Below are 25,228 nucleotides of genomic sequence, written 5' to 3' on the forward strand. Positions count from 1 at the left end.
CGGGGGTGGGCCTGGGGTGGCTGACCGCGCTGGCCGGGTCCGTGAAGATCATCAACTGGCTGACCGTGCCCACCGCGGCCGCAAACATCATCCACGCCGTGTTCAGCGGCTTCTTCGCGGTGCACTTCTACCCCTTGCTGCGCATCACCCGCCTCATCGGGATCGCGATCATCGCGGTGTCGCTGCCCCTGCTGTGGTGGCGGTTCCGGCGCGACGACCGGGCCGCCCTCACCGGCATCGCGTACTCGATGCTGGTCGTGGTGCTGTTCGTACCGGCGGCCCTGCCGTGGTACTACTCCTGGCCGCTGGCCGTGGTGGCCCCGCTGGCGCAGTCTCGGCGGGCGGTCGCGCTCATCGCCGGTCTGTCGACGTGGGTGATGGTGATCTTCAAACCCGATGGCTCGCACGGGATGTACTCGTGGCTGCACTTCTCGCTGGCCACCGCCTGCGCGCTGATCGCCTGGTACAGCCTCAACCGTGCCCCCGACGAGCGGGCCGACCAAGCGGAAGCCGCCGCTCAGTAAGTCGTCAGTAAGCCATCGCCTGCGCCCGGCGCACGACCTCCCGAGCCTGATGCGCGTGCAGGGCGTCGACGGGGCGGGCGTTGGTGATGGCATCCCGGCTGCCGTCGTGCGTGATCGTCAGCGATGGATCGGGGGTGAACAACCAGCGCACGATCTCGGTGTCGTGGTAGCCGCCGTCGTGCAGGATCGTCAACAGCCCCGGCAGGCTCTTGACCACCTCACCCGATTTGGTGAAGAACACCTGCGGCACCACCAGGCCGCCCTCGCGCTTCACCGCAACCAGGTGGCCTTCCCGAAGTTGCTGCTGGACCTTGCTGACCGAAATCCGGAGCAATTCGGCGACCCGTGGCAGGTCGTAGGTGGGCTCGTCGGGATCCAAAACATCGTCGCCGGCAGGAACACTGCTCACCCGCGCAAGTGTAGGCCCTGGCACGCGGATTGAACCCGCGTTCTGACGCCCAATCGCCCCTCACCCCTACGATGGCCCCGTGGCCGGACCCGGGACGCCAGACCCTTTGGACAGCGCATTGCTGGACGGCCGCTACCTGGTGCAGGCCAAGATCGCCAGCGGTGGCACGTCGACGGTGTACCGCGGCCTCGACACGCGGCTCGACCGCCCCGTCGCGGTGAAGGTGATGGATTCCCGCTACGCCGGCGACGAGCAATTCCTGACCCGGTTTCAGCGCGAGGCCCGCACGGTCGCACGGCTGAAGGACCCCGGCCTGGTCGCGGTCTACGACCAGGGCTTGGACGCCCGGCACCCGTTTCTGGTGATGGAGCTCATCGAGGGCGGCACGTTGCGCGAGTTGCTGGCCGAGCGCGGGCCGATGCCGCCCTACGCCGTGACCGCGGTGCTGCGCCCGGTGTTGGGCGGCCTGGCCGCCGCGCACCGGGCCGGTCTGGTCCATCGCGACGTCAAGCCCGAGAACGTGCTGATCTCCGACGACGGCGACGTGAAGATCGCCGATTTCGGCCTGGTCCGTGCCGTCGCGGCCGCTGGAATCACCTCCACGAGCGTGATTTTGGGAACCGCGGCCTACCTGTCGCCCGAACAGGTGCGCCACGGCGACGCCAGCCCCCGCAGCGACGTGTACTCCGCGGGGATTCTCACCTACGAGCTGCTGACCGGGCGCACCCCGTTCACCGGCGACTCCGCGTTGTCGATCGCCTACCAACGGCTGGACACCGATGTACCGCCGCCCAGTGCCGCGATCGACGGAGTGCCCCCGCAGTTCGACGAGTTCGTGCGGCGCGCGACCGCGCGCGACCCGGGCGACCGCTTCGCCGACGCGATCGAGATGGGCGCCGAACTCGACGCGATCGCCGAAGAGCTTGCGCTGCCGGACTTTCGGGTTCCGGCGCCGCGCAACTCCGCGCAGCACCGGTCGGCGGCCCTGCAGCACAGCCGAATGGGCCAGCCCCCAGCCGCACCGGTCCGCAACCCCACCCGCCAGCTGACCCGCGGCCCCGAGGACTGGTCCGAGCCGCAGCGCCCGCCGCAATCCGACGACGAGCCCGACGACTACCAATACCAGCCCGTCACAGGGGAATTCGCCGGGATTCCGATCAGTGAATTCGCGTACGCCCGGCAGCACGGCCGGCGCATGGTGCTGATCTGGGTGGCGCTGGTGCTGGCGCTGACCGGGCTGGTCGCCACCGCCGCGTGGACGATCGGGACCAACCTGAACGGGCTACTGGCGGGCTAGTCGCGCAGCATCTCCGCGACCAGGAAGGCCAACTCCAGCGACTGCTGGGTGTTCAGCCGCGGGTCGCATGCCGTCTCGTAGCGCCCCGCGAGGTCCAGGTCCGAAATGTCTTGCGCCCCACCAAGGCATTCCGTGACGTCCTCGCCGGTGATCTCGACGTGGATGCCACCCGGGTGCGTGCCCAGCGCGCGGTGCACCTCGAAGAAGCCCTGCACCTCGTCGACGACGCGGTCGAAGTGCCGGGTCTTGTATCCGTTGGACGACTCGTGGGTGTTGCCGTGCATGGGGTCGCACTGCCAGATCACCTGGTGACCGGTCGCCTGGACCTTCTCGACGATGGGCGGCAGCAGATCGCGCACCTTGTTGTTGCCCATTCGGCTAACCAATGTCAACCGGCCCGGCTTGTTGTGCGGGTCAAGCCGTTCCACGTATTCGACGGCCAGCTCCGGGGTCATCGTCGGACCGATCTTGACCCCGATCGGGTTGGCGATCACCTCCGCGAACGCGATGTGCGCGCCGTCGAGCTGGCGCGTCCGCTCACCGATCCAGACGGTGTGCGCCGACAGGTCGAACAACTGCGGCTCCCCGTCCTCGCTCTCCGACAACCGCAGCATGGCCCGCTCGTAGTCGAGCACCAAAGCCTCATGGCTGGCGTAGATTTCGGCGGTCTGCAGGTTGCGGTCGGCCACGCCGCAGGCGCTCATGAACCGCAGACCGCGGTCGATCTCGGTCGCCAGCGCCTCGTAGCGGGCGCCGGCCGGCGACGTCCGGACGAACTCCCGGTTCCAGTCGTGGACCAGGTGCAGCGACGCCAGGCCCGACGATGTCAGCGCCCGCACCAGGTTCATCGCCGCGCTGGCGTTGGCGTACGCGCGGACCAGCCGCGACGGGTCATGCTCGCGCGCGGCCGCATCCGGGGCGAAGCCGTTGATCATGTCGCCGCGGTAGGACCGCAACCCCAGGGCGTCGATGTCGGCCGACCGCGGCTTGGCGTACTGGCCGGCGATGCGGGCCACCTTGACCACCGGCATGCTGGCGCCGTAGGTCAGCACCACGGCCATCTGCAGCAGGGCGCGGATGTTGCCGCGGATGTGGGGTTCGGTGTTGTCGGTGAACGTCTCCGCGCAGTCGCCGCCCTGCAGTAGGAACGCCTCACCCGTGGCGACCTGGGCCAGCTGCTCCTGCAGCCGGACGATCTCCGAGGGCACCGTCACCGGCGGCACGCTCTCGAGGACCGTGCGCATCGCCGCCGCCTCGTCGGCCGGCCAACTGGGTTGCTGGGCGGCCGGCTTGGCCAGTGCGGCGTCCAGCCGCGCCCGCAGGTCGTTCGGCAGCGGGGGCAGCGACGGCAGCTGGTCGATCGGGATGTCGACGGTCCAGTTCATCGGTCCATGGTAACCGGGCCGCGAGGGTGACTGATCAGCGCGAACGTCGTCCGGGCGGGCTCAGGCCGATGCTCCGCCGTTCGGATAGTCCCCGCGGCCGTCCACCTACGCCGAGGTGATCAGCCGGAATCGGCGCATCTGGTCGCGGGCGTCGACCAGTGCGTCGTGGGCATCGCGCGACCGCGGCGGCATGGGCGGGCGGCCCCGGTCCTCCCACAATTGCCGCAAGTCCCGGGTGAACCGGGGCAGCGCCCGCGGCAGCTCGGGCATCGTGCCCCACAGCTGGCACAAGGCCACGTGGTCGTAGGCGCCGATCCACGCCCACAGTTCGATGGGATCGGCGCCCTGGATGTCGAAGAAATCCTCGAGGTCCGCGCGGATCTGCCTGCGCGAACGCCACACCTGCGACGACGGGGGCGGCAGCTTGGGCAGCACGTTGGCGCGCACCCAGCCGCCGGCGCGCTCGGGATCGAACTCCGTGGACACGGCGTAGTACTCGCGGCCGTCCTCGGCGACCACTCCGATGGAGATCAACTCGATGGTGCGGCCGTCCTCGATGAATTCGGTGTCGTAGAAGTACCGCACCGGCGAAAGCCTATCTGCTGATCAGGATGGGCCCCGTCGGCGGCGGTGCCGCGTGCACGTCGTGGTCGAGCTGGGCGTCGACCGCACGTTCGTCGGGCAGGCGGGGCGTGCCCGCGATCGCGCACTGCAGATACAGCTTGGCCCGCACCACCGGGCGGCGCAGCGTCCGTTCGCGTTGCAGCGCGCGGCGCATCTTCTCCGGTTGGTTGGTGTAGCGCCAGCGGGCCCAGGGCGCATGCGGGCGGGACAGCCGGACCGCGCCGACGACGAGCAGCACGACGATGAACATGCCGAGCAGCCCCGTCCACACCTTGCCCTTGAGCACCACGATCACCGCCAGCGGCAGCGTCAATACCAGTCCGCCGGCCACCGCGGCGCGCAGCGGCCAGGAGTCGGTGCCTTCCCAGATCGGCAGGAAGAACATCAGCGGGTGCAGGCCCATGATCAACAGCCCGGCCACCCCTACCGCGGCGAACACGGCGTCCACCGAAGTGCGCCCGTCCTCAGACCAGTAGACGTCGGCCAGGTGCAGGATCAACGCGTACTCGTCGAGCACCAGGGCCGCGCCGATGCCGAAAAATATTGCGGACAGGGTGAATTCGGGCTCGTGTCCGTCGATGGACAGGGTGACCAAGGTCAGGCCGGAGAGCAACACCAGGACGACGCCGAACGTCACGTGGTGGATGTGAACGCCGCTGACGTGGACGTTGCGCGGGTGCCACCACCTGGTCGGACGGCCGCTGTCGGCGCGGTGGCGGATGAAACGCACGAACGTGCGCGTGACGAAAAACGTCAGGATGAACGCCACCAGGCAGCACAGCAGGGGCAACCGGCCGCCCTCGAGGATGTCGTGCGCGAACCAGCGCGTCACCCGCAGCACGAACCAGTGGAGCACTCTTGAAACGTACGCCTGTGGGCATCGACACCGCCGGAAGCCGCGCGGAGCGACGTACCACGTCCGCGCACCGATTACGCTGTTGTGCGACATGAGTAGATGGCGGGCGCCCGACGTGGGCCACCCAAGCAAACGTGGCCCGGGGCAGGTCCTGTTGTGGTGCGGTCTCTGGCTGTTGGCGGCGGCGGGGCTGGGCTACGTGGCCTGGCAGCTGTTCGGGCACATTCCCTATCGCATCGATATCGACGTGTATCAGATGGGTGCGCAGGCGTGGATGCAGGGGCATTCGCTGTACCAGGGTGATGTGCTGTTCCACACACCGATCGGGCTCAATCTGCCGTTCACCTATCCCCCGCTGGCGGCGATCGTGTTCTGCCCGTTCGCCTGGCTGCACATGCCGGCCGCCAGCGTCGCCATCACGGCGCTGACGTTGGTGCTGCTGGTGGTGTCCACCGTGATCGTGCTGACCCGCCTCGACGTCTGGGCCGCGTCGACGGCGCTGCCCGGTCCGGCCTGGCTGCGCCGCTGGTGGCTGGCCATCGTCATCACGTTGGCGGCGACGATCTGGCTGGAACCCATCACCTCGAACTTCGCCTTCGGCCAGATCAACGTCGTGTTGATGACCCTGGTGATCGCCGACTGCCTGCCACGCCGCACGCCATGGCCGCGCGGGCTGCTGCTGGGGCTGGGCATCGCGCTCAAACTCACGCCGGCGGTGTTCCTGCTCTACTTCTTGCTGCGTCGGGACAACCGCGCGGCACTCACGGCCGTGGCGTCCTTCGTGGTGACGACGGCGGTGGGTTTCGTTCTGGCATGGCGTGATTCGTGGGAGTACTGGACGCACACCCTGCCGCACACCGATCGGATCGGCGAGGCGGCGCTGAACACCGATCAAAACATCGCCGGGGCCCTGGCCCGGCTCGGGCTGGGTGAACAACAGCGCTTCGTGCTGTGGGTGGTGGCCTCGCTGCTCGTGCTCGCGCTGACGGTGTGGGCGATGCGCAGGGTGCTGAGGGCCGACGAGCCAGTGCTGGCGGTCATCTGCGTCGCGTTGTTCGGGTTGATGGTCTCCCCGGTCTCGTGGTCACACCACTGGGTGTGGGGGTTGCCCACGGTCGTGGTGCTCGCCGTGCTGGCGTGGCGGCGCCGCAACGTGACGCTGGCCGTGGTCGGCGCCGCGGGGGTGGCGCTGATGAGATGGTCGCCGATCGACCTGCTGCCCAAGCATCACGAGGCGACCGCGGTCTGGTGGCGTCAGCTCGCCGGGATGTCCTACGTGTGGTGGGCACTGGCCGTCATCGTCGCGGCCGGGCTTACCGTCACCGCCCGCAAGCCGTCGCGGGATTCGGCGCCGCAGGAACTGACGCCGGTGACAGCGTCCGGCTAGCCGAGCCCGCGGATCAGCCGGCGGCGGTTTCCGGGATGCGGGCGGCCTCGCTGGTCGATCCCTCGCCGTTGCGGTTTTCCTTGACGCTGGCGGCGTAGATGTCGACGTACTCCTGGCCGGAGAGTCCCATCAGCTCGTAGATCACCTCGTCGGTGACCGCGCGCTCGATGAAGCGGTTGCCGGCCAGCCCCTCGAAACGGGAGAAGTCCATCGGCTTGCCGAAGCGCACGGTGACCCGCCCGAAGCGCAACATGTTCGTCCCCGGCGGGTTGACGACGTTGGTGCCGATCATCGCCACCGGGATCACCGGCACGCCGGTGTGCAGGGCCAGCCGCGCCAGACCGGTCTTGCCCTTGTACAGCCGGCCGTCCGGCGAACGGGTGCCTTCCGGGTACATCCCCAGCAGCTTGCCCGTCGAGAGCAGCCGCTCGGCGGTGGTCAGTGCGGCCTGCGCGCTGTCGGCGTCGGTGCGGTCGATCGGCACCTGGCCCACGGCGGTGAAAAACCAGCGCTGAAACCAGCCCTTCAGGCCGGTCCCGGTGAAGTATTCGGCCTTCGCCAGGAAGGTGATCCGGCGGCGCACCACCAGCGGCAGGTAGAAGCTGTCCATCACCGCCAGGTGATTACTCGCCAAGATCGCCGGGCCGGAGCTCGGAATGTGTTCCAGGCCTTCAACTTTCGGCCGACCGAGCAAGGCCAGCAACGGGCCGAGCAGTACGTACTTGAATAGCCAGTACCACATGGCCCTCCCTCTCGCCCGCCCGCCGGTGTTCTGCGCCAACTGTACCCACCGCACGCGCAGGGGACCACCTTCGACGCCCCGGGGTCACTCCTCGACGGTGACGGGGATGGGCTGATACCGGGTCCTGGTCGCGGCGGCTGGGGGCTCCGCCTCGGCGGCGCCGTCGCCGGGCGGTCCGTCGGGCGGCGGTTTCGCGGCGCCGTGGATGTCGTCGAGCATGGCCCGGACGACCTCGAGCAGGGCGATGCTGTGGTCGGCGATGACGGTGATCAGCGGGTGCTGCTCACCGGTCGCCAGTGCGGCCAGCGCGCATACCGGGCACCACACCTGTTGGCACTTGCCGGTCCCGGCTCCCCGGCCCGCCGTCAGCGCGGCGGCCGTCCGCACCGCCGGGTCGATGCCGTCCAGGATTGTCTGGGCGAGCCTGCGCAGCTCCGGACCGATATCCGAATGACCCCCACTCACTTAGGCCACACCTCCGGATCTGGTCGAAATCGCACCGTCAGCTCGTTACCCCGCAATTGTGCGTCCAGCACCGTGCAGCGCCGGAGCACGGACGCCAACCTAACCCTGCGCCGCAGTCCGCCGGCGCTGATGATCAGGTCGTCGTCGACGCGCCCCAGCGTCAGCGTCGACGGATCGAGTTGCGGCAACGCTAGCCGCATTCGATAAATCGAGCCAAGTCCCGTCCCGGATTCCAGGTCCACCGTCGGCCGCAACGGCCCCGGCGGCGGCGCCCCACCACGACGACGCGCGGAGTCGAGCAACTCGCCCAGGGCCTTCGGGCCGATCGGCTCCCCGGACAGGTGCGGAGTCAACACCAGAGCCACCCCACCAATGGTGGCGTCGAGCTCGTCGAGAACACCACGTTGTTCGGAAATGCGTTCGGCGTACCAGTAAAACGCGGGATGCTCCGGCAGGTTGCGGTATTCGTAAGACGCGTCTTCGGTCAGAACCTGGTTGACGATCAGCTCCTCGACGCGCACACCCATCAACGCCAGCGAACCCAGCGTCCGGGCCGCCTCCGCAGCGACCACCCGCTCCGGCGTCAATACCAAATGCGCGCCGACCAATTCGCCGTCGGTCAGCAGCGTGCTCAGATCCTCGACGCTGGCGCTGATGCGCTCCAGCAACTCGACCATCGCCGCGGACCGGGAGTCGTCGGCACCGACGGCCAGCCGCCGATGGCGCGGCCACGCGCGCTCGACGTAGAGCCCGAAGGTGGCGGGCAAGGTCAACATCCGCAGTGCGTCGGCGGTCGAGGCGCAGTCGACGACGACGCGATCCCAGCGGCCCGAGACGGCGAGCTCGCCGACGGCGTGCAGCCCGAGCACTTCCTGAACACCGGGCAACGCCGAAAGTTCCTCGGGCGCAATGGTATTCAGCTCGGTATCGGGAAACCGCCGATCCAGCGTGTCGACCACGTCGCGCCAGCGGACCTCGAGCAGGGCCAAGGTGTCCAGCGCGAGCGCGTCCAGAAAGCCGCCGCCGGCCTGCTCGTCGTCGGCAAGGACCCGAACCAGTTCGCCCTGGCTGGGCGGGACGGGCACACCCAGCACGTCACCGAGAGAGTGCGCCTGATCGGTCGACACCACCAGCACCCGTTGCCCGGCGCTTGCGGCACCGACCGCCGTCGCGCAGGCCAGCGTGGACTTTCCTACCCCGCCCTTGCCAACGAAGAGGCTGATTCGGGCCGGGGTGGGCGCCCGCGATTCACTGGACTCACTCAGCCCTCGACTCGTTTCTTCAGATCCTTCAACGCGGTGTCGGTCAACCGGCGCTCGGCCTTGCGCTTGAGCAGACCGATCATGGGCACGGCAAGGTCAACCGAGAGCTCGTAGGTGACCTCGGTACCAGATCCCTTGGGCGCCAATCGATACGTCCCCTCCAGCGAACGCAGCAGCGAGCTGGAGACCAGGGTCCAACTGACCGATTGCCGGTCCTTGGGCCACTGGTAGGAAATGACCATCGTGTCCTTGAGCACGGCGGCGTCCAGCACCACCCGCGCCACTTTGGGATAGCCGTCGGCGTCCTTCTCCTGGACCTCGGCTTCCCGGTATTCCGAGATCCACTGCGGGTAGGAATCGATATCCGCGATGACGCCCATCACCGTGCCCGGGTCGGCGTCGATGTAAATGGTCTGCGACGTCTTCTCCGCCACCTGGTGCTGCCCTCTCTCCCGCAAGCGGTCGACGCCGCCGGCGGGGAAACTACCGTGCGGGTCTAACCCCGGGCCTCCGGTCCGAAACGGTACTCTGCCCGCAAACCTGACCCGGCTAAACTACCGGAGAAACTCCGACCGGACGCGACCGTTCCAATGTCGTCTTGACCTCGAAGGCCATTTTCTTTCCCGCCACCCGACGGCGGTGCGTCATTTTCGCCAGATTCAGCTTGGCCAACTGCCAGGCCGCCACCCCGGTGGGTTCGGCGTGCAGGAAGTAATGCAGCACCACCCCATCCAGCGACGGCTCCAGCCAGATCTCCATGGTTCCGGTCAGCGCGCCGGTGACCGCCCAGCGGATCCCCTTGTCGCCGCGCTCCTCGACCACCTGCAGCCGCAGGTCCGGCCACCACCGGCGCCAGCTCGACGGATCGGCGACCGCGGCACCGACCCGCGCACCGTCGGCGGCGACGAACGTCTCGTCGGCGATCTGGATGCTGTTCACCACCCCAGCTTCACACACCGATCTTCGCGGCGGGCCGGGGCCCGGCAGACGGCCACGGTTCCTGCACGAACGCGCGGATTAGGCTGGACGGCACAAGCCGGCCCCCGGAACGTCACCCGAGCCAAACGAGGTCAGTAAGAGTGCGTGAGTACAGCGTCCCCGCCCGCTTCTCCGTCGGCGAACACGACAACATCGCGGCCATGGTCTTCGAGCACGAGCGCGCAGACCCCGGCTTCGTCATCTTCCGCCGTCAGGTCGACGGCGAATGGACCGACGTCACCTGCGCGGAGGTGGCCAAACAGGTGCGCTCCGCGGCGCTCGGTCTGATCGGGCTCGGGGTCGAGGCCGGCGACCGAGTGTCCATCTTCTCGGCCACCCGCTACGAGTGGGCGATCATCGACCTGGCGATCCTGTCGGTGGGCGCGGTCACCGTGCCGATCTACGAGACGTCGTCGGCCGAGCAGGTGCGCTGGGTGCTGCAGGACTCCGAGGCGGTGGTCGCCTTCGCCGAAACCGACGCGCACGCCATGATGGTCACCGAACTCACCGCCGACCTGCCCGCCTTGCGCCGCGTGCTGCACATCGACGGCTCGGGTCCCAAGGCGCTCGATCAGCTCGCCGAGGCCGGCGCGTCGGTCGAGCCCGCCGAGCTCACCGCCCGCCAGGAGGCGCTGCGCGCCGACGACCCGGCGACGCTCATCTACACCTCGGGCACCACGGGGCGGCCCAAGGGCTGCCAGCTGACCCATTCCAACCTGCTGTACGAGACCCGCGGCGCCAAGGAGTGCCTGCCGACGCTGCTGGACGAGGGGCAGCGGCTGTTGATCTTCCTGCCGCTGGCCCACGTGCTGGCGCGCTCGCTGACGCTCTCGGCGTTCGCCAACAAGGTGACGGTCGGGTTCACCAGCGACATCAAGAACCTGCTGCCGATGTTCGCGGTGTTCAAGCCGACGGTGGTGGTGTCGGTGCCGCGGGTGTTCGAGAAGGTCTACAACACCGCCGAGCAGAACGCGGTCAACGACGGCAAGGGCCGGATCTTCGCGGCCGCGGTGCAAACCGCGGTCGATTGGAGCCAGGCGCAGGACCGCGGGCGGCCCGGGCTGGTGCTGCGCGCCAAGCATGCGATGTTCGACCGGCTGGTCTATCACAAGCTGCGCGCCGCGCTGGGCGGAGAATGCCACGCGTCCGTCTCAGGGGGCGCGCCGCTGGGTGCCCGGCTGGGCCACTTCTACCGGGGCGTGGGCCTGACCATCCACGAGGGCTACGGCCTGACCGAGACCAGCTCGGCCATCACGGTCAACCAGGTCGGCAACGTCAGGATCGGGACGGTCGGAACGTTGTTGCCGGGCAACAGCATGCGCATCGCCGAAGACGGCGAGCTCCTGGTCCGCGGCGGCGTGGTGTTCAGCGGCTACTGGCACAACGAGCAGGCCACCAACGACGCGTTCACCGACGGCTGGTTCAAGACCGGCGACCTCGGCGCGCTCGACGAGGACGGCTTCCTCAGGATCACCGGCCGCAAGAAGGAGATCATCGTCACCGCCGGCGGCAAGAACGTCGCCCCGGCCGTGCTCGAGGACCAGCTGCGGGCGCACGCGCTGATCAGCCAGGCCATGGTGGTGGGCGACGCCAAGCCGTTCATCGGCGCGCTGATCACCATCGACCCCGAGGCGTTCGACGCGTGGAAGGAGCGCAACCACAAGTCGGCCGGCGCGTCGGTGGCCGATCTGGCCAGCGACCCGGACCTGGTCGCCGAGGTGGACGCCGCCGTCAAGCACGCCAACCAGGCGGTGTCGCACGCCGAGTCCATCCGCAAGTTCCGCATCCTGCCGGTCGACTTCACCGAGGACACCGGCGAGCTGACGCCGACGATGAAGGTCAAGCGCAACGTGGTCGCCGAGAAGTTCGCCTCCGACATCGACTGGATCTACGAGAAGGATTAGCGGCCGTCAGGCGCGGAGGATCTCGGCCAGCCGCATCGCGAGGGTGTCCCACCGCCAGTGCGCCGTCACCCAGTCCCGCCCGGCCGCGCCCATGGCGGCCGCCCGGTCTCGGTCGCCGAGCAACTCGGTGACGGCGTCGGCGACGGCGTTCACCGAGCGCCCATCGACCACTAATCCAGTCTTGTTGTGCTGCACGGCTTCTGGGGCCCCACCGGAGTCACCGGCGATCACCGGCTTGCCGGTGGCCGAGGCCTCGAGGAAGACGATGCCGAGGCCCTCGACGTCCATCCCGGCGCCACGGGTGCGGCACGGCATCGCGAAGACGTCGGCCAGCGCGTGGTGCGCGGGCAGCTCGGCGGCCGGCACGCCGCCGGTGAACGTCACATGCTCGCTCACCCCGCAGTCGCGGGCGAGCTTGCGCAACGATTCCAGGTAGGGACCGCCGCCGACGATGACCAGGGCGGCGCCATCGACGCGCTGCCGGATCGACGGCAGCGCCTTGATCAGCATGTCCTGACCCTTGCGCGGAACCAGCCGGGACACGCACACGACCGTGGGCCGCTCCCCCAGCCGATACCGCTCGCGCAGCGCGGCGCCGGCCGCCGGGTCGGGCCGGAACCGGTCGGTGTTGACGCCGGGTGGCAGGTATTCCAGCGAGGCGTTGGGCCCGAACGCCGGCGCGAACCGCGCGCGGGTGTAGTGGCTGACGAACGTGACGACGTCGGTGGTGTCGCCGATGCGGTGCAGCACCGACCGCGCGACGGGAAGCATCGACCAGCCCACCTCGTGACCGTGCGTGCTGGCCACCACCCGGGTCGCCCCGGCCTGCCGGGCGCGCTGCGCCAGCAGCGCCAGCGGCGCGGCCGCGCCGAACCAGACGGTGTCGATGCCGTTGTCGCCGATCAGCCGGCGCATCCGGGCGTCCACCGCCGGACCGGGCAACATCAACGTGCCGGGATGACGGACCACCCGGTAACCCGCCGCCCCGGCCGCATCGTCGAAGGCGTCGGCGCCCTTCCACTGCGGCGCGTACACCGTCATCGAATGCAGCCCGGCGCCGACCAGGTGCCCGACGAAATCACTCAGGTAGGACTGGATGCCGCCCGGCCGGGGCGGAAAGTCGTTGGTTACCAGCAGGACCCGACTCACTGCGTCAGGCTAGCCTGACGCGCGTACGGTCAGCCGCCGTGGGTCAGCCACTCGTGCCAACGCGCGAGCAGGCCGGGCGAGTCGGTCGCCAGCACGTCGTGGGCGGCGGAGAGCACGTCGGCGCGCCCGACACCGCAGACGGCCAGATACAGGTCGTGCAGCTTGGCCGTCCCGTAGGTGTCCGCGACGAAACGCGCGAACCACCACGCGCGGTCGTACGCCAGCGAACGCTGTGACCCGGGCGCGTCCAGGTCGGCGTCCGAGGGCAGCGTCAGCGGGACCGGCAGCACGTCGACGGGCACCGGGGTCCGGGGCCGGCCGACGAAATCGGCTACGCCCTCGGTCAGCCACCGGGGCGCATCCGCGGCGGTGTCCGCACGGGCGGCGTAGTGAAAAAGCTCGTGCGCCAACACGATTCGCAGCGCACCCTCGGTCATGTTGGCCGCGCCGGGCGCGAAGACGATGCGCTGACCGATAACCACCCGGTGCGCGGGATCGACGCGTTCGGCGACCGTCACCGCCGCGATGTCCGCCCACTGCGCGGCCGGGCCCCCACCGGCGGCGGCGCGGAACTCCTCGTCGGTATGGGCGGCGACCACCGATATGTCGCGCGACCAGTCGGCACCCCAGAACGCCTCGACCGCGTTGATCGCGGCACCGATGCCGGACGCCACCCGCGACAGCAACCGGTCGCCGGCCGGACCGTCCAGGCCGAGCAGCCGAACGGTGCGATCGCTGACGACCAGTGACTTCGTCGCTGCGCTGACCTGGCTGCGTGCGGGTGTGATCAGCTGCGGGGGGCGGGTCCGGCTGTCGCCGGCCGCGTCGAACGGCACGGCCGCAGCCACCACGATCTCGACGACGAACACCCAGGCCAGCAGGGTGGTCAGCCGCCGGCGCCGCGCGCCGGGGCCGCTAGTAGCGGCGGGCGTCGTGGACCGGGCCTGCGGCATTCATCGGCACCACGCGCACCGGCTGGCCGTAGGTGGAGGAATGGATCACCATGCCGTCACCGACGTAGAGGCCGCTGTGTGACGCGTCGTTATAAAAGGTGACCACGTCACCGGGCTGCAGGTCCGACAACGACACCGGCTGACCGCCTTGAGCCTGCGCCTGGCTGGAATGCGGCAGAGAGATGCCGGCCTGCTGGAAGGCCCACATCACCAGGCCGGAGCAGTCGAACCCACCCGGCGCGGCACCGCCCCAGACGTACGGCGAACCGACCTGCGTCAACGCCGCTTGTACGACCGTCGCGCGGTCACCGCCGCCTACCCCGCCGCCGAACGGTCCGGGCATTCCGCCGGGAGGCGGAGCCTCACCGGGTGCCTGCCCGGGAGCCTGCGGCGCGCCGGGCGGCGCGGCCTCCGGCGCGGGCGCGCCCGGTGCCGGGAGACCCGCAGGGACGGGACCGGGATCGGCGAGCGCGGTGCGCTGCTCCGGCGACAGGGAAACGTACTGCGACTTGACGACCGCGATCTGCACCTGCAGCTGACTTTGCTTGGACTGCAGGCTCGCTCGCACCGCGGCGGCTTGCTCGGCCGCACTCTTGGCGTCGGCGGCGGACTTCGCGGCCTCCCGCTCGGCCTTGGCGGCCTGCTCGCCGGCGGCCCGGAAATTCGTCATCTGGTCGGCCATCTGCGTCGCCATCAGCCGCTGCATGGCCAGCTTGTCGATCAGCCCTTGCGGCGATCCGGCGGTCAGCATCGCCGTCATGCCGTCGACGCGGCCGCCCATGTAGGTCGCGGCGGCGAGCTTGTTCACGGCGCCCTGGAACGACGCCAGGCGAGCCTTGGCCGCATCGACGGCGGCCTGAGCGTCGTCGTGCTTCTTGTCCGCCGCACGCTGGGCCACCAGCTTGTTGTTCAGGTCGAGCTGCGCGCTGTGCATCGCCTCGGTGGTCTGCTCGGCCTGGCGGGACAACTCGTTGAGTTTGGCCAGCGCGTCTTCGGCCGGGTCGGCCGAGGCATTCGCGGCGAGGGCGCCCGATAAGACGGTGAAGCCCGCTAGCGTCCCGATGGCAAATCGTGTGAGGACACGCGCAAACGGGTATCTAGAGTCAAGCCTCAAGATTTTGCTTCCTTAAACGGCCATCGACGCGACCATGCGCCGTCGAGCGGGTTTAGGTCTCAAACAGGTTACGAAACGATATCGGCGTTTGTCCAAAGCGGGGCGTTAAGAAATTGGAAAGATTTCTGTCATTATCATGTGAACGGCGCTGACCCCCTCGTAAACCTTTGGCACGCAAAGCATCTTAGGCGACGCCCGAATCGCGTTCGCGGCGGATAGGCACCAACCGTAATCGCGGTGCCAGACCGACATCGGCGAGCACCGCCAGTGCGGCGCATTCGTCCTCCAACAAAGTTCCCGGGACCCCGAGTAACACGCTGACTACGCAATCGCGGCATCCCGGTCCGCGCACCGCACAGTCGTCGCAGTCGATCACCACCGGCGCCCCCGAGTCCGGCACCGTCGCGCCGTCGCTGTCGGGCCCACTGCTTCGTGCCATCGGATCGGTCCTCTCGGTCAAGCTTGGCGAACGTCAGGTCGGACTCTTCGAACGGTAACCACACCCACCGACAACCCCCGGCGCCGCGTTTCGGCTCGCTCGGCGTGGGAGCCGCGCGGGTGTCGGTGGTCCCGCTTAACGTCGCGGCCATGGGTGCCGGTGGTGCGACTCAGCTCACTTTCACCGACTTGGAGTCGTCTTTCGCCGCCGCCGAAGTCACGCTGCGCGACACGACCTTCGTGGTGGTGGACCTCGAGACCACGGGCGGGCGCACGAAAAGCACCGACGGAAATGCGCCGGACGCCATCACCGAGATCGGGGCGGTCAAGGTCCGCGGCGGCGCCGTGCTCGGCGAGTTCGCCACGCTCGTCGACCCGGAGCGCAGCATCCCGCCGCAGATCGTGCGGCTGACCGGCATCACCACCGCGATGGTGTCCGACGCTCCGACCATCGACGCGGTGCTGCCGATGTTCCTCGAATTCGCGGGCTTGGACCACGGGACAGTGCTGGTGGCCCACAACGCCGGATTCGACGTCGGATTTCTGCGGGCCGCCGCGGCGCGGTGCGACATTCCCTGGCCGCGACCGAACGTCCTGTGCACGGTGCGCCTGGCCCGCCGGGTGCTCAGCCGCGAGGAAGCCCCCACGGTGCGGCTGGCCGCGCTCGCGCGGCTGTTCGCCGTCGCCACCCAGCCCACGCACCGCGCGCTGGACGACGCCCGTGCCACCGTCGACGTGCTGCACGCGCTCATCGAGCGGGTGGGCAACCAGGGGGTGCACACCTACGCCGACCTGCGCGCCTACCTGCCGGACGTGACGCCGGCCCAGCGGCGCAAGCGGGTCCTCGCCGAGGGCCTGCCCCGCCGCCCGGGGGTCTACCTGTTTCGCGGCCCGTCGGGCGAGGTGCTCTACATCGGGACCGCGGGCGACCTGCGCCGCCGGGTCGGGCAGTACTTCACCGGCGCCGACCCGCGTGGCCGGATGAAGGAGATGGTCAATCTGGCCACCGCGGTCGACCACGTCGAATGCGCGCACGCGCTGGAGGCCGGCGTCCGCGAGCTGCGGCTGCTGGCCGCGCACGCCCCGCCCTACAACCGGCGTTCCCGGTTCCCGCACCGATGGTGGTGGGTGGCGCTCACCGACGAGGCGTTCCCGCGTCTCGCGGTGGTTCGGGCACCGCGCCACGACCGCGCCGTCGGCCCGTTCCGGTCGCGCACCGACGCCGCCGACACGGCCACGCTGCTGGCCCGCTTCACCGGTCTTCGGACCTGCACCGCCCGGCTGAGCCGCTCTGTCCTGCACGGGCCGGCGTGCCCCGAGGCGGAGGTCGCGCCGTGTCCCGCGGCGCGCGGCATAACGGCCACGCAATACGCGGCGGCCGTGGCGCGCGTCGCCGCGTTGATCGACGGGATGGAGAACACCGCCCTGTCGGCCGCCGTGCATCAGGTCACCGCGCTGGCCGAGCGCCGCAATTTCGAAAGCGCCGCCCGCCTGCGCGACCGCACCGCCGCCGCCATCGAGATCCTGTGGCGCGGCCAGCGGTTACGCGCCCTGGCCGCGCTGCCCGAGCTGATCGCCGCCGCGCCCGACGGGGACGGCGGTTACCACCTCGCCGTGGTACGGCACGGCCAGCTCGCGGCGGCAGGCACCGCCAGGCGCGGGGTGCCTCCGATGCCGGTGGTCGACGCCATTGTGGCTGGGGCACAGGCGATTTTGCCCATCGCGGCCCCGCTGGGCGGGGCGCTGGTGGAGGAATCCGCGCTCATCGCGCGCTGGCTGGCCGGCCCCGGGGTGCGCATAGTTCGGGTCGACGACTCCCCCGACGCCGCCGGCTGGGCTTCACCGCTGCGGTCGGCCGGCGCGTGGGCGTCCTGGGCGGCCTCGGCGCGTTCGGCGCGACTGGCCTACGACCAAGCGGCGCAACATGACTCAGACCTGCTGGCTGAACCGCACCCATCGCGCGAGCAGCTCTTCGGCCGCGCCGGAATCGATCGCCGCGGCGGCGCGCTGCAGCCCGTCCTCCCACGCCGGCAACCATTCAGCGCGGCTGGATAGGCCGGCGTGGGCGACAATCGCCCCGGCGGCGTTGAGCACGACGGCGTCCCGGACCGGACCCTTGTCACCGGCCAGCACCGCGCGCACCTCCGCCGCGTTGGCTTGCGCGTCACCGCCCAACAGATCGTCGAGATCGGCGCGGGCAAAACCGAATCCGGCCGGATCGAACGTCAGCTTGTCCACCGTCCCGGCCTGCACCCGCCAAATCGTGCTGGTGGTCGTCGTCGTCAACTCGTCAAGCCCGTCGTCGCCATGCACCACCAGCACACTGGACCTGCGCGCGGCGAAGACCCCCGCCATCACCTCGGCCAGGTCGGCGAACGCGCAGCCGATCAGGCCGGCCCGCGGCCTAGCCGGATTGGTAAGGGGCCCAAGGAGATTGAACACCGTCGGCACGCCGATCTCGCGGCGCACCACCGAGGCATGCCGGTACGAGGGGTGAAACAGGGGCGCGAAGCAGAACCCGATGCCCACCTCGGCGAGGCTCTGCGCCACCTGTTCGGGTTCGAGGTCGATGCGCACCCCGAGCGCCTCGAGCGTGTCGGCACCGCCGGACAACGACGACGACGCGCGGTTGCCGTGTTTGACCACCGGCACGCCGGCGGCCGCGACCACGATTGCCGCCATGGTGGAAAGGTTGACGGTGTTGACGCCGTCACCACCGGTCCCGACGATGTCCACGCTGTCGTCGGGCATGGCGGGCATCGGGCGCGCGTGGTCCAGCATGACGTCGGCCAGCTCGCTGACCTCGGCCGAGGTCGGGACCTTCATCTGCATCGCCACCGCAAAGGATGCGACCTGCGCCGGGCTCGCGTCGCCGGCCATGATTCGATCCATGGCCCAGGCGGCCTGGCCGCGCACCAGATCCTGACCGCCCATCAACCGGGCCAGAACCCCTGGCCACGAGGGTGCCGCCCCGGCCGGTCGAGCGGCGGACCCGCCGGTGGAAGCCTGAGATGACAGAGCCACGCGCCGATGGTCCCACGCGGACCCGACCTGCCCCAACCGGCGCGGAAAGGCGCCCGTCCCGGACGGCGTCGCGACGCGAAAACATCAAATGCCGCCCCGGGTGGAGTTAATCAACTACAAAGCGTCATACTTGCGGATGTGACCAGCGCTGTAGGGACCTCAGGTACTGCAATCACGTCGCGCGTTCATTCGTTGAATCGACCGAACATGGTCAGTGTCGGCACCATCGTTTGGCTCTCCAGCGAGCTGATGTTCTTTGCTGGCCTGTTCGCGATGTACTTCACCGCGCGTGCGCAGTCCGGCGGCAAGTGGCCGCCGCCACCGACCGAGCTGAACCTCTATCAGGCCGTACCGGTGACGCTCGTGCTGATCGCGTCGTCGTTCACCTGCCAGATGGGTGTGTTTGCGGCCGAACGCGGCGACGTCTTCGGTTTGCGCCGCTGGTACGTGATCACCTTCCTGATGGGCCTGTTCTTCGTTTGCGGGCAGGGCTACGAGTACTACCACCTGGCCACGCACGGCACCACGATCCCCGGCAGCGCCTACGGCAGCGTGTTCTACCTGGCGACCGGGTTCCACGGCCTGCACGTCACCGGCGGTCTGATCGCCTTCATCTTCTTGCTGGCCCGCACCGCGATGAGCAAGTTCACGCCGGCGCAGGCCACCGCGAGCATCGTCGTGTCCTACTACTGGCATTTCGTCGACATCGTGTGGATCGCGCTGTTCACCGTGATCTATTTCATCCGATGAGCCGGCGGCTCCGAATAACGGAATGAACAGGAGTGCTCGGTTGAAGAAGCTGGGGTCCATGCGAAACCGGAAGCCGCGACAAGGGCAGCGCGACCGCTCCCGCCGGCGGCTGCGCCGCCGTCTGTCGGGCGGGCTGTTGCTGCTTATCGCGCTGACCATCGCCGGCGGCCTGGCCGCCGTGCTGACGCCGCGCCCGCAGGTGGCCGTCGCCGACGAGTCGTCCTCGGCGCTGCTGCGGACCGGCAAGCAGCTGTTCGACACGTCGTGCGTGTCCTGTCACGGCGCGAACCTGCAGGGTGTGGCCGACCGCGGGCCCAGCCTCATCGGCGTCGGCGAGGAGGCCGTGTACTTCCAGGTCTCCACCGGCCGGATGCCCGCGATGACCGGCGAGGCCCAGGCGCCGCGCAAGGAGCCGATCTTCGACGAGGCACAGGTCGACGCGCTCGGCGCGTACGTGCAGGCCAACGGCGGCGGTCCGACGACGGTGCGCAACCCGGACGGCAGCCTGGCGATGAAGTCGCTGCGCGGCGACGACCTGGGCCGCGGCGGTGACCTGTTCCGGCTGAACTGCTCCTCCTGCCACAACTTCACCGGCAAGGGCGGGGCGCTGTCGTCGGGCAAGTACGCGCCGCCGCTCGAGCCGCCCAACGAGCAGCAGATCCTGGCCGCCATGCGGACCGGTCCGCAGAACATGCCGAAGTTCTCCGACCGTCAGCTGTCCTTCGAAGCCAAGAAGGACATCATCGGCTACATCAAGTCGGTCACTGAAGAGCGCCAGCCCGGCGGCTACGGCCTCGGCGGCTTCGGGCCCGCGCCCGAGGGCATGGCCGCGTGGATCATCGGAATGGTCGCCGCCATCGCGTTGGCACTGTGGATTGGGGCACGAGCATCATGAGCGAAGACGACGTTCGCGGCTCGGACACCGGCGGGACCGCCCACGGTGTCGGCGAGAGGGAACCCGATGACGCGGCGCTGGCCGCGATGTCCCAGCAGGAACTGGTCGCGCTGGGCGGCAAGCTCGACGGCGTCGAGACGATCGTCAAGGAACCCCGCTGGCCCGTCGAGGGCACCAAAGCCGAGAAGCGCGCCGAGCGCGGAGTCGCCCTGTGGCTCCTGCTCGGCGGTGGTTTCGGGCTGGCGCTGCTGCTGGTCTTCTTGTTCTGGCCGTGGGAGTACAAGCCCAAGGACGCCCCGAACAGCCTGCTGTACGACCTGGCCACCCCGCTGTACGGGCTGACCTTCGGGATGTCGATCCTGTCGATCGCCATCGGCACGATCCTGTACCAGAAAAGGTTTATCCCGGAAGAGATTTCGATCCAGGAGCGGCACGACGGCGCCTCCCGGGACATCGACCGCAAGACAGTGGTGGCGAACCTGACCGACGCCCTGGACGGCTCAACCGTCCGGCGGCGCAAGGTGATTGGGGCGTCGCTCGGCCTGGGCCTCGGCGCGTTCGGCCTGTCGACGCTGGTGGCCTTCGCCGGCGGTCTGATCAAGAACCCGTGGAAACCGGTCGTGCCCACCGCCAATGGGAAGAAAGCCGTGCTGTGGACGTCCGGCTGGACACCGCGGTATGCGGGCGAGACCATCTTCCTCGCGCGGGCAACCGGCTCGGCCGGTGCATCGCCGTTCGTCAAGATGCGCCCCGAAGACCTCGACGCCGGCGGCATGGAGACCGTCTTCCCGTGGCGCGAATCCGACGGTGACGGCACCACGCCGGAATCCCAGGAAAAGCTTCGCGCCATCAACCAGGGCGTTCGAAACCCGGTCATGCTCATCCGCATTCGGCCGTCCGACATGCCCCGGGTGGTCAAGCGCCAGGGCCAGGAGAGCTTCAACTACGGCGAGCTGTTCGCCTACACCAAGGTGTGCTCGCACCTGGGTTGCCCCGCGTCGCTGTACGAGGAGCAGTCCTACCGAATCTTGTGCCCATGTCACCAGTCGCAGTTCGACGCCCTGCATTTCGCCAAGCCGATCTTCGGCCCGGCGGCCCGCGCGCTGGCGCAACTGCCCATCACGATCGACACCAACGGGTATCTGGTCGCCAACGGTGACTTCGTCGAGCCCGTCGGACCGGCATTCTGGGAGAGGACGACAACATGAGTCCAAAACTGAGTCCCCCGAAACCGCCGAAGATCGGCGACGTCCTGGCTCGTCAGGGCGAAGACATCGATACCCGCTATCACCCCTCGGCCGCGGTACGCCGGCAGCTCAACAAGGTCTTCCCGACGCACTGGTCGTTCCTGTTGGGCGAGATCGCGATGTACAGCTTCATCGTGCTGCTGCTCACCGGCGTGTACCTGACGCTGTTCTTCGACCCGTCCATGGCCGAGGTCACCTACAACGGCGCGTACCAGCCGTTGCGGGGCGTCGACATGTCCAAGGCCTTCGCCTCGACGCTGGACATCTCGTTCGAGGTGCGCGGCGGCCTGTTCGTCCGCCAGGTACACCACTGGGCCGCACTGATTTTCGCGGCGTCGATCATGGTGCACCTGGCACGCATCTTCTTCACCGGCGCGTTCCGCCGGCCCCGCGAGGCCAACTGGGTCATCGGGTCGCTGCTGCTGATCCTGGCCATGTTCGAGGGGTACTTCGGTTACTCGCTGCCCGACGACCTGTTGTCGGGTATCGGGTTGCGCGCCGCGCTCTCCTCGATCACGTTGGGGATGCCGATCATCGGCACCTGGCTGCACTGGGCCCTGTTCGGTGGCGACTTCCCCTGCGGCGGTGTGGGTAACGAGTGCGCGACCGCGGGCTACATCATCCCGCGCATGTACGCCCTGCACATCCTGCTGATTCCGGGGATCATCCTGGCGCTGATCGGGCTGCACCTGGCGATGGTCTGGTTCCAGAAGCACACCCAGTTCCCCGGCCCGGGCCGCACCGAGCACAACGTCGTCGGTGTGCGCGTCATGCCGATCTTCGCGGTCAAGTCCGGCGCGTTCTTCGCCGCGATCGTCGGGGTCCTCGGCCTGATGGGCGGGCTGCTGCAGATCAACCCGATCTGGAACCTGGGTCCCTACAAGCCATCTCACGTGTCCGCCGGCTCGCAGCCCGACTTCTACATGATGTGGACCGAGGGGTTGGCCCGTATCTGGCCGCCATGGGAGTTCTACTTCTGGCACCACACCATCCCCGCAGCCGTGTGGGTGGCGCTGATCATGGGATTGATCTTCGTCCTGCTGATCATCTATCCCTTCCTGGAGAAGCGATTCAGCGGCGACCGCGCCCACCACAACCTGCTGCAGCGGCCACGGGACGCCCCGGTGCGCACCGCGATCGGTGCCATGGCGATCTCGTTCTACATGTTGCTGACACTGGCGGCGATGAACGACATCATCGCGTTCAAGTTCCAGATCTCGCTGAACGCGACGACCTGGATCGGCCGCATCGGGATGGTCATCCTCCCGCCGCTGGTCTACTTCATCGCCTACCGGTGGTGCGTTGCGCTGCAGCGCAGCGACAGGGAGGTGCTCGCACACGGCATCGAGACGGGCATCATCAAGCGGCTGCCGCACGGCGCTTACATCGAGCTGCATCAGCCGCTCGGACCGGTCGACGACCACGGCCACCCGCTCCCGCTCGAGTACCAGGGTGCGGCGCTGCCCAAGCGGATGAACAAGCTGGGCTCGGCCGGTTCACCGGGTAGCGGCAGCTTCCTGTTCGCCGACCCCGCGTCGGAGGATGCGGCGCTGCGCGAGGCGGCACACAGCTCCGAGCAACGTGCGCTCACCGCCCTGCGCGAGCACCAGCAGAGCATCGTCGGGTCGAACGGCAAGAACGGGTCGAACGGGTCGAACGGCGAGCACCACTAGCTGCGCGCTGGTTCGGTGCAGGCCGTCGAGCATTGTTGCTGGGCGGCCCGCACGATGGAGCCGGCGGTGAGGAACGCCGACTTCGTCTGGTCGCGCGCTTCGACGGGCAGACCGGCCGCGCAGCGCAGCACCATGAGGGCGAGCGCGCTGTAGGTCGCGTAGGGGATGACGAGCAGGTTGACGCGTGCGTCGTCCCCGACGAAGGTCATCACGTGCTGGCGCTTGCGTTCCCAGCCCGACCAGTTCAAGTCGGGTGGCCGCTGCAGTGGTGGCCAGTTGACGTTGATGGCGTTGATGTCGCCCAATAAGGGGGTCAGCAGGGCGACCACCTCGGGCAGTTCGTTGGTGATGCGGTCCGCGCGTGGCCACCACGCGCCGTCGATGGGGCGGCCGAGTTCACGGCAAACCGACAGCCGGACGGGGTTGGCCCGGCGTCGGCGTTCGAACAATTCGGTCATCCCCGCACCTGGCCGGCACGGCCAGGAAGTTCTGCAGCCTCCACGGGCGGTTCCCTTCACGTCGGCGTCGTTCGTCCCGGCGAGCGCGGGACGGACGGAGGAATCGCATTGCCCGTGGATGACGCCGCATCGGTCGCGGCGACCACCGCCGACAACGAAACGGCTCGCGGTTGACGCTACGCCCACAGCGGCCCTCGGGAGCGGCCAGGGTGGCGGACGGCCGCCACGACGGCTGATGAAACGACCCGGCCCCGTCGGTGCACTACAGTGGCGAGGGTCCGACCGTGGCGCTGTCCAGGTGAGCGGGGGGCTTACACGACGAGGACGGGCGTAATGGCGATACAGGACTGGGACGACGCCCCGGAGATCCATCCTTCGAAGATCCGGGTCGGTGACATCATCGGCACGCTGCGTCCCACGAAGTTGCGTTACACCGTCAAGATGATCAGCGGGCCGCAGACGACTCCCCGGCGCTGGACGTTCTTCGGCCGTGATGACAACGGCACGCAGCACACGAGCACGTTCGGCGAGGACGAACGGGTCCGCAGGTACGCCAAAGCGTCGTAGCGCCTACTGCGCGGCCACAGCGCGACGCAGCTGACGAACGTGCAGCCACTCGATCACCGGCATCCCCGCGGTGATCACGCCGGCGACCACGTAGGCGCCCCAGGAGGGACCGTCGTGGCCCACAGCCATCAGGTAGGTCGCCGTGGCCACCGCGACCAGCGCCGCGCCGATCGCGGTCGCCAATAACACGGTGCCGCGCAACCACACCCGATCGACCGCCTCACCCGACCATTCGGCGTCGGCGGCCGGAACGGGTGCCTGCACGCGGGGTTGCCGGGCCCGTTCGGCCGCGGTGCGCGGCGCCTGGGACATGAGGCGCACCGGGGGCCGGTTGGCGGCGGTCATCCCCCGGGCGGCCGGCTCGGTCTGGGCCATCCGGCGGGCCCGCAACAGCATCGGGATCGCCCCGGCGATGATCAGCGCGGACACGATGATCACGGCGTACAACACCCAGGAGGTGCTGTGCGCGCCGCTGGCCGCCTTGTGGAAGCCCCGCCCCAGGTCCGCCAGGGCGACGGCCGCGGCCACGCTCACGCCCAGCAGCACCAGCCAGACGGCGGCGCACGCCCCGATCAGTATGCGGTCGATGACGTCGGGCGAGATGGTGTCGTCCCCCGCCCCGCGGCGGTACGCCGAATACCTGCTGACCATCAGCAGCTCGTCTGCGGTGAGTCGTTGGTGTTCGACGAAAGGACCGTCCCGTCGCTTGTCGTGATCGAGCAGTTCAGCCGGCTCACGCGGAAGAGGCTGGACGCCTCGACGGAGCCGACGTCGGACTGCGAGATGGGCGTGACGGTCATCGACCATGGGATGTACACGTTGTGCTGGGTGCGCCGCCGGCCGGACGCATCGACGTAGGTCACCGAGATGATGTCGCCGGGCGCCTTGGTGCCGGTCACCGAATAGGTCACCTGTCGCGGCCCGGCCGGTGTCGTCGGTGGCGGGGGTGGCGCCGCGGCCGTCGAGGTGGCCGGCGGCGGCGCCGGAGCGGGCGCCGGCGGTGGCGGCGGCGGTGCAGGCGTGACCGTCACGGTCTGTGTCTCCGTCGGTGGCGGGGGACGACACCATCTCGCCCGACGTCATCGACCGCATACTGATCGGGGCGTGCGCCGCCGTCTGGCTGGAGC

At 69.1% G+C, this 25,228-nt stretch carries 25 protein-coding genes and 3 pseudogenes; 11 read left to right on the forward strand and 17 right to left on the reverse strand.

Annotated features, from left to right (window positions below; translation table 11 throughout):
• Nucleotides 1-524: pseudogene (locus A5697_RS06855) on the forward strand (alpha-(1->6)-mannopyranosyltransferase A); the annotation flags it as partial.
• A gap of 4 nt (nt 525-528) precedes the next feature.
• On the opposite strand, the gene A5697_RS06860 reads toward A5697_RS06855, so the two are convergent.
• Nucleotides 529-933 (reverse strand): Rv2175c family DNA-binding protein, encoded by a 405-nt coding sequence (locus A5697_RS06860; protein WP_067945811.1) that lies wholly within the window; start codon nt 931-933, stop codon nt 529-531.
• A gap of 79 nt (nt 934-1,012) precedes the next feature.
• Here A5697_RS06860 and A5697_RS06865 point away from each other — a divergent pair, with 79 nt between their 5' ends.
• Nucleotides 1,013-2,230: a protein kinase gene (locus A5697_RS06865; RefSeq protein ID WP_197500940.1), complete on the forward strand. Its 1,218-nt coding sequence runs from the start codon at nt 1,013-1,015 to the stop codon at nt 2,228-2,230.
• On the opposite strand, the gene A5697_RS06870 is transcribed toward A5697_RS06865, so the two are convergent.
• From A5697_RS06870 to A5697_RS06880, 3 genes are all read right to left on the reverse strand, one after another.
• Nucleotides 2,227-3,615 carry a class II 3-deoxy-7-phosphoheptulonate synthase gene (locus tag A5697_RS06870; protein ID WP_068009114.1) on the reverse strand — a complete coding sequence of 463 codons (1,389 nt, stop codon included), beginning with the start codon at nt 3,613-3,615 and terminating at the stop codon, nt 2,227-2,229. The genes A5697_RS06865 and A5697_RS06870 overlap by 4 nt on opposite strands.
• A gap of 105 nt (nt 3,616-3,720) precedes the next feature.
• Nucleotides 3,721-4,200 carry a polyadenylate-specific 3'-exoribonuclease AS gene (locus tag A5697_RS06875; RefSeq protein ID WP_068009117.1) on the reverse strand — a complete coding sequence of 160 codons (480 nt, stop codon included), beginning with the start codon at nt 4,198-4,200 and terminating at the stop codon, nt 3,721-3,723.
• Between the two features lie 10 nt (nt 4,201-4,210).
• Nucleotides 4,211-5,077 (reverse strand): hypothetical protein, encoded by an 867-nt coding sequence (locus A5697_RS06880; RefSeq protein WP_197500941.1) that lies wholly within the window; start codon nt 5,075-5,077, stop codon nt 4,211-4,213.
• Nucleotides 5,078-5,186: 109 nt separating this feature from the next.
• Here A5697_RS06880 and A5697_RS06885 point away from each other — a divergent pair, with 109 nt between their 5' ends.
• A complete protein-coding gene (locus A5697_RS06885; protein WP_067945820.1) occupies nt 5,187-6,482 on the forward strand; it encodes a glycosyltransferase 87 family protein in 1,296 nt (431 codons plus the stop codon).
• A gap of 13 nt (nt 6,483-6,495) precedes the next feature.
• On the opposite strand, the gene A5697_RS06890 is transcribed toward A5697_RS06885, so the two are convergent.
• The 5 genes from A5697_RS06890 to A5697_RS06910 all read right to left on the reverse strand — a co-directional run bounded on the left by A5697_RS06890 (nt 6,496) and on the right by A5697_RS06910 (nt 9,890).
• A complete protein-coding gene (locus A5697_RS06890) occupies nt 6,496-7,224 on the reverse strand; it encodes a 1-acyl-sn-glycerol-3-phosphate acyltransferase (RefSeq protein ID WP_068009123.1) in 729 nt (242 codons plus the stop codon).
• A gap of 84 nt (nt 7,225-7,308) precedes the next feature.
• Complete coding sequence (locus tag A5697_RS06895; RefSeq protein ID WP_068009126.1) at nt 7,309-7,689, reverse strand: hypothetical protein; 381 nt, start codon at nt 7,687-7,689, stop codon at nt 7,309-7,311.
• Nucleotides 7,686-8,954: an ArsA family ATPase gene (locus A5697_RS06900; protein WP_197500942.1), complete on the reverse strand. Its 1,269-nt coding sequence runs from the start codon at nt 8,952-8,954 to the stop codon at nt 7,686-7,688. Before A5697_RS06900 ends, A5697_RS06895 begins: the two co-directional genes overlap by 4 nt.
• Nucleotides 8,951-9,385, reverse strand: coding sequence for an SRPBCC family protein (locus A5697_RS06905; RefSeq protein WP_067945829.1), 435 nt, complete (start codon nt 9,383-9,385; stop codon nt 8,951-8,953). Before A5697_RS06905 ends, A5697_RS06900 begins: the two co-directional genes overlap by 4 nt.
• Nucleotides 9,386-9,500: 115 nt before the next feature.
• Nucleotides 9,501-9,890 carry a polyketide cyclase / dehydrase and lipid transport gene (locus A5697_RS06910; RefSeq protein WP_067201051.1) on the reverse strand — a complete coding sequence of 130 codons (390 nt, stop codon included), beginning with the start codon at nt 9,888-9,890 and terminating at the stop codon, nt 9,501-9,503.
• Between the two features lie 140 nt (nt 9,891-10,030).
• On the opposite strand from A5697_RS06910, the gene A5697_RS06915 reads away from it, so the two are divergent.
• Nucleotides 10,031-11,833: a long-chain fatty acid--CoA ligase gene (locus tag A5697_RS06915; RefSeq protein WP_068009131.1), complete on the forward strand. Its 1,803-nt coding sequence runs from the start codon at nt 10,031-10,033 to the stop codon at nt 11,831-11,833.
• Between the two features lie 6 nt (nt 11,834-11,839).
• Here the strand turns inward: A5697_RS06915 and pimB are convergent, their stop codons facing one another.
• From pimB to A5697_RS06935, 4 genes are all read right to left on the reverse strand, one after another.
• Nucleotides 11,840-12,982 (reverse strand): GDP-mannose-dependent alpha-(1-6)-phosphatidylinositol monomannoside mannosyltransferase, encoded by a 1,143-nt coding sequence (pimB, locus tag A5697_RS06920; protein ID WP_068009134.1) that lies wholly within the window; start codon nt 12,980-12,982, stop codon nt 11,840-11,842.
• A gap of 29 nt (nt 12,983-13,011) precedes the next feature.
• Nucleotides 13,012-13,851 (reverse strand): hypothetical protein, encoded by an 840-nt coding sequence (locus A5697_RS06925; RefSeq protein ID WP_197500943.1) that lies wholly within the window; start codon nt 13,849-13,851, stop codon nt 13,012-13,014.
• Nucleotides 13,852-13,897: 46 nt separating this feature from the next.
• The gene (gene ripC / locus A5697_RS06930) at nt 13,898-15,049 is read right to left on the reverse strand and encodes a peptidoglycan hydrolase RipC (RefSeq protein ID WP_067943114.1); all 1,152 of its coding nucleotides are present in this window, start codon (nt 15,047-15,049) and stop codon (nt 13,898-13,900) included.
• Between the two features lie 184 nt (nt 15,050-15,233).
• Nucleotides 15,234-15,488: a hypothetical protein gene (locus A5697_RS06935; protein WP_067943112.1), complete on the reverse strand. Its 255-nt coding sequence runs from the start codon at nt 15,486-15,488 to the stop codon at nt 15,234-15,236.
• Nucleotides 15,489-15,637: 149 nt separating this feature from the next.
• Here A5697_RS06935 and A5697_RS06940 point away from each other — a divergent pair.
• A pseudogene (locus A5697_RS06940) lies at nt 15,638-17,479 on the forward strand (DEDD exonuclease domain-containing protein); the annotation flags it as partial.
• Here the strand turns inward: A5697_RS06940 and trpD are convergent.
• Nucleotides 17,417-18,511 (reverse strand): anthranilate phosphoribosyltransferase, encoded by a 1,095-nt coding sequence (gene trpD / locus A5697_RS28295; protein ID WP_156673189.1) that lies wholly within the window; start codon nt 18,509-18,511, stop codon nt 17,417-17,419. The pseudogene A5697_RS06940 and the gene trpD sit on opposite strands and share 63 nt — an antisense overlap.
• A gap of 138 nt (nt 18,512-18,649) precedes the next feature.
• On the opposite strand from trpD, the gene A5697_RS06955 reads away from it, so the two are divergent.
• Genes A5697_RS06955 through A5697_RS06970 form a run of 4 tightly spaced genes read left to right on the forward strand, consistent with a single transcriptional unit; the run spans nt 18,650 to nt 23,076 of the window.
• Complete coding sequence (locus A5697_RS06955) at nt 18,650-19,261, forward strand: heme-copper oxidase subunit III (protein ID WP_067274561.1); 612 nt, start codon at nt 18,650-18,652, stop codon at nt 19,259-19,261.
• Between the two features lie 40 nt (nt 19,262-19,301).
• Complete coding sequence (locus A5697_RS06960; RefSeq protein WP_067943110.1) at nt 19,302-20,156, forward strand: c-type cytochrome; 855 nt, start codon at nt 19,302-19,304, stop codon at nt 20,154-20,156.
• Nucleotides 20,153-21,364, forward strand: coding sequence for a ubiquinol-cytochrome c reductase iron-sulfur subunit (locus A5697_RS06965; protein ID WP_067943107.1), 1,212 nt, complete (start codon nt 20,153-20,155; stop codon nt 21,362-21,364). The genes A5697_RS06960 and A5697_RS06965 overlap by 4 nt, the downstream gene beginning before the upstream one ends.
• Nucleotides 21,361-23,076 (forward strand): cytochrome bc complex cytochrome b subunit, encoded by a 1,716-nt coding sequence (locus A5697_RS06970; protein ID WP_067943104.1) that lies wholly within the window; start codon nt 21,361-21,363, stop codon nt 23,074-23,076. Before A5697_RS06965 ends, A5697_RS06970 begins: the two co-directional genes overlap by 4 nt.
• Here the strand turns inward: A5697_RS06970 and A5697_RS06975 are convergent.
• Nucleotides 23,073-23,534: a DUF5994 family protein gene (locus A5697_RS06975; protein ID WP_068009140.1), complete on the reverse strand. Its 462-nt coding sequence runs from the start codon at nt 23,532-23,534 to the stop codon at nt 23,073-23,075. The genes A5697_RS06970 and A5697_RS06975 overlap by 4 nt on opposite strands.
• Before the next feature lie 333 nt (nt 23,535-23,867).
• Here A5697_RS06975 and A5697_RS06980 point away from each other — a divergent pair, with 333 nt between their 5' ends.
• A complete protein-coding gene (locus A5697_RS06980; protein WP_067943095.1) occupies nt 23,868-24,101 on the forward strand; it encodes a hypothetical protein in 234 nt (77 codons plus the stop codon).
• A 3-nt stretch (nt 24,102-24,104) separates the two neighbouring features.
• On the opposite strand, the gene A5697_RS06985 is transcribed toward A5697_RS06980, so the two are convergent.
• Together A5697_RS06985 and A5697_RS06990 are read right to left on the reverse strand one after the other, a co-directional pair.
• On the reverse strand, nt 24,105-24,752 hold the full coding sequence (locus A5697_RS06985; RefSeq protein WP_068009142.1) for a DUF2561 family protein: 648 nt from the start codon (nt 24,750-24,752) through the stop codon (nt 24,105-24,107).
• Nucleotides 24,752-25,150: pseudogene (locus A5697_RS06990) on the reverse strand (MmpS family transport accessory protein); the annotation flags it as partial. The pseudogene A5697_RS06990 and the gene A5697_RS06985, both read right to left, overlap by 1 nt.
• On the opposite strand from A5697_RS06990, the gene A5697_RS27630 reads away from it, so the two are divergent.
• The coding region (locus A5697_RS27630) for a DUF2561 family protein (protein WP_156673191.1) at nt 25,138-25,228 on the forward strand (91 nt) is incomplete at its 3' end. The pseudogene A5697_RS06990 and the gene A5697_RS27630 sit on opposite strands and share 13 nt — an antisense overlap.

The sequence above is a fragment of the Mycobacterium sp. E3251 genome (assembly GCF_001666835.1).
Lineage (GTDB): Bacteria > Actinomycetota > Actinomycetes > Mycobacteriales > Mycobacteriaceae > Mycobacterium.

Excerpts from the sequence above, each read along its gene's own strand:
- A5697_RS06965 (WP_067943107.1), top strand. The coding sequence starts at position 20,153 with ATGAGCGAAGACGACGTTCGCGGCTCGGACACCGGCGGGACCGCCCAC.
- A5697_RS06980 (WP_067943095.1), top strand. The coding sequence starts at position 23,868 with ATGGCGATACAGGACTGGGACGACGCCCCGGAGATCCATCCTTCGAAG.
- A5697_RS06890 (WP_068009123.1), bottom strand. The coding sequence starts at position 7,224 with ATGTGGTACTGGCTATTCAAGTACGTACTGCTCGGCCCGTTGCTGGCC.
- A5697_RS06970 (WP_067943104.1), top strand. The coding sequence starts at position 21,361 with ATGAGTCCAAAACTGAGTCCCCCGAAACCGCCGAAGATCGGCGACGTC.
- A5697_RS06935 (WP_067943112.1), bottom strand. The coding sequence starts at position 15,488 with ATGGCACGAAGCAGTGGGCCCGACAGCGACGGCGCGACGGTGCCGGAC.
- A5697_RS06885 (WP_067945820.1), top strand. The coding sequence starts at position 5,187 with ATGAGTAGATGGCGGGCGCCCGACGTGGGCCACCCAAGCAAACGTGGC.
- A5697_RS06985 (WP_068009142.1), bottom strand. The coding sequence starts at position 24,752 with ATGGTCAGCAGGTATTCGGCGTACCGCCGCGGGGCGGGGGACGACACC.
- A5697_RS06870 (WP_068009114.1), bottom strand. The coding sequence starts at position 3,615 with ATGAACTGGACCGTCGACATCCCGATCGACCAGCTGCCGTCGCTGCCC.
- A5697_RS06975 (WP_068009140.1), bottom strand. The coding sequence starts at position 23,534 with ATGACCGAATTGTTCGAACGCCGACGCCGGGCCAACCCCGTCCGGCTG.